Consider the following 3,430-nt stretch of genomic DNA (forward strand, 5'->3'; position numbering starts at 1 on the left):
GGAGGCAATCGTGGCCGCAGCGGCGCGGCCGGTGCGTTCGGCCGCCCCGGAGGCGCGCCCCGCAGGGGCCGCAAGTCCAAGCGGCAGAAGCGTCAGGAATACGACTCGATGCGGGCCCCCGAGGTCGGCGGCGTCCGGCTCCCCGACGGTCGTGGGCAGGTCCTGCGGCTGGCACAGGGTGCCTCGCTGAGCGACTTCGCGGACAAGATCGACGTCAACCCGTCGCAGCTGGTCCAGGCGCTGTTCAACCTCGGTGAGATGGTGACGGCCACGCAGTCCGTCACCCCGGAGACCCTTCAGCTCCTCGGCGAGGAGATGGGCTTCAAGGTCCAGGTCGTCAGTCCCGAGGACGAGGACCGCGAACTGCTCGACTCGTTCGACCTGTCGTTCGGCGAGGACGAGGGCGGGGAGGACGATCTCGAGATCCGTCCCGCTGTCGTCACCGTCATGGGTCACGTCGACCACGGCAAGACCCGGTTGCTCGACAGCATCCGGTCCGCGAAGGTCGGCGAGGGCGAGGCCGGCGGCATCACCCAGCACATCGGTGCCTACCAGGTCACCGTGCCGGTCGACGATATCGACCGGACGATCACCTTCATCGACACCCCGGGTCACGAGGCGTTCACCGCCATGCGTGCCCGCGGCGCCAAGTCGACGGACATCGCGATCATCGTGGTCGCGGCGGACGACGGCGTGATGCCGCAGACGGTCGAGGCGATCAACCACGCGCAGGCGGCCGACGTGCCGATCGTCGTGGCGGTCAACAAGATCGACAAGGAGGGCGCTCAGCCCGACAAGATCCGTGGCCAGATGACCGAGTACGGGCTCGTCCCGGAGGAGTACGGCGGCGACACCATGTTCGTCGACATCTCCGCGAAGCAGGGGCTCAACATCGAGTCGCTCCTCGAGGCGGTCGTCCTCACCGCGGACGCGTCGCTGGACCTGCGGGCCAACCCGGACATGGACGCGCAGGGCGTGGCCATCGAGGCGCACCTCGACCGCGGACGCGGTCCGGTCGCCACGGTGCTCATCCAGCGCGGAACGCTGCGGGTCGGCGACTCGATCGTGGCGGGCGACGCGTACGGCCGGGTTCGTCGCATGGTGGACGAGCACGGGGAGGACGTCGTGGAGGCGACCCCGTCCCGTCCGGTCCAGGTGATCGGCCTGACCAGCGTCTGTGGCGCAGGCGACACCCTGATGGTGGTCGAGGAGGATCGCACCGCACGGCAGATCGCGGACAAGCGTAACGCGCGCAAGCGCAACGCGCTCGCCGCCCGGTCCCGCCGTCGGATCAGCCTCGAGGACCTGGATTCGCATCTCAAGGAGACGAGCCAGCTCAACCTCATCATCAAGGGCGACAACTCCGGTACGGTCGAGGCCCTCGAAGAGGCCCTCATGGGCATCGAGATCGACGACGAGGTGCAGTTGCGTGTCATCGACCGCGGTGTCGGTGCGGTCACCGAGACCAACGTCAACCTGGCGGCCGCATCCGACGCCGTGATCATCGGGTTCAACGTCCGCGCGGAGGGCAAGTCGACGGAGCTGGCCAACCGCGAGGGCGTGGACATCCGGTACTACTCGATCATCTACCAGGCGATCGACGAGATCGAGAGTGCGCTCAAGGGCATGCTCAAGCCGATCTACGAGGAGAAGAAGCTCGGTCAGGCGGAGATCCGCCAGCTGTTCCGCTCCTCCAAGCTCGGCAACATCGCGGGTTGCATGGTCCTCGACGGGATCATCCGACGCAACGCCAAGGCCCGTCTCATCCGCGACGGCAAGGTCGTCGTCGAGGAGATGACCGTCTCCTCGCTGCGCCGCGAGAAGGACGACGCGACCGAGGTCCGCGAGGGCTTCGAGTGTGGTCTGACGGTGACGTACTCCGACATCAAGATCGGCGACGTGATCGAGACCTACGAGCTCGTCGAGAAGCCGCGCGACTGACGTCGACGGCGACAACCCCGTGGGGGCAGGTTCCGTGGTCTGCGGGCCTGCCCCCACGGCATTCTGGGTATCGAGCGGCCGCCCGGCGGCCGCATCACGTCAAGGAGGATCGCCATGGCCGGAAAGGGACGGGCCGGACGGCTCGGCAAACGGATCGGGGAGATCGTCGCGACGGCGATCGAGCACGAGATCAAGGATCCGCGTCTCGAGTTCATCACCATCACCGATTCGCGCATCACGGCGGATCTGAGGGTGGCCACCCTCTACTACACGGTCCGGGGGAGGACGCTCGACGAGGAACCCGACATCGCCGACGCGGGTGAGGCCCTGGCGAACGCTCGGGGCCGGCTGCGCACGATGGTGGGTAAGCAGACGGGGGTCAAGTTCACTCCCGAGCTGACCTTCCGGCTGGATTCCGTACCGGATGCCGCGCGCCAGATGGAGGAGTTGCTCGCCAAGGCCCGCGCCCAGGACGAGCAGGTCCGCCGGGTGGCGGAGGGTGCGCGGCCCGCGGGGGACGAGGACCCCTACCGCAGGGACGACGAGGTGGGTCTACCGGAGGACGACGACCGGTGACCACCCTGGTGGACGCGGGCGGCGCGGCCGAGGTCCTCGCGCGGCACCGTGAGGTGACCGTGCTGTGCCACGTCCGCCCCGACGCCGATGCCCTCGGGAGTTCCGCGGGCCTGGCCCGTGCACTGCGGGCGGTCGGCGTCGTGGTCCACCAGTCGTTCGACCCGGGCACGGTGCCGGAGGCGCTCCGGGTGATCCCGGGTACGGAACACGTGGTGCCGATCGCCGAGGTGCCGGAGCACGACGGCCTGGTGGTGACGCTGGACTGCGCCAGCCCGGACCGGGTGGGCGACTGGGGACGGTTGGCCCGCTCGGCGACAGAGGTCCTCGTGGTGGACCATCACCGTTCCAACCCGGGATTCGGGACGCACCTGCTGTTGGATCCCGGGGCGGCCTCCACCGCGACCCTGGTACTCGACGTTCTCGAGGCCGGTCGCTACCCGGTCGACCCGGACCTCGCCACCAGCCTCTACGCGGGGCTCGTCACCGACACCGGGTCCTTCCGGTGGGGTGGGGCGGGTTCGCACGACACGGCCCGCCGACTGCTGGCGGCCGGGGCGGAGTCCCGGGAACTCGGTTTCGCGCTCCTCGACGCCCACCCGTTCTCCTGGCTCCGTGTGCTGGGGGATCTCCTGGGGACCGCCCGCCTGGACACCGAGGCGGCAGGGGGGCGGGGCGCGGTGTGGTTGACGGTCCCGCACGACGTCGTCGCGTCGGTCGACGAGGCCGACCTCGAGTCGCTCGTGTCCCACCTGCAGGGGGTCCGGGAGGCGGAGGTGGCGGTCCTCGTCAAGGAGATCAGACAGGGCGAGTGCGCGGTGTCGCTCCGCTCCCGCGGTGGCGACGGCGTGGACGTCTCGGCCGTGGCCTCGACGCTCGGCGGCGGTGGACACCCGGCGGCGGCCGGGTGCACCGT

At 69.7% G+C, this 3,430-nt stretch carries 3 protein-coding genes; all 3 read left to right on the forward strand.

Annotated elements, in window-relative coordinates:
* On the forward strand, positions 1 to 1,941 hold a 1,941-nt coding region (gene infB / locus G6020_RS03970), incomplete at its 5' end, for a translation initiation factor IF-2 (protein WP_182609730.1).
* 114 nt (positions 1,942 to 2,055) lie between these two features.
* Positions 2,056 to 2,517 (forward strand): 30S ribosome-binding factor RbfA, encoded by a 462-nt coding sequence (rbfA, locus tag G6020_RS03975; protein ID WP_182609731.1) that lies wholly within the window; start codon positions 2,056 to 2,058, stop codon positions 2,515 to 2,517.
* Positions 2,514 to 3,430 (forward strand): DHH family phosphoesterase (locus tag G6020_RS03980; protein WP_182609732.1); only part of this gene is annotated, 917 nt, incomplete at its 3' end. The genes rbfA and G6020_RS03980, both read left to right, overlap by 4 nt.

Origin of the sequence: Dietzia sp. B19, from assembly GCF_014145155.1 — a bacterium.
Classification (GTDB): Bacteria; Actinomycetota; Actinomycetes; order Mycobacteriales; family Mycobacteriaceae; genus Dietzia; species Dietzia natronolimnaea.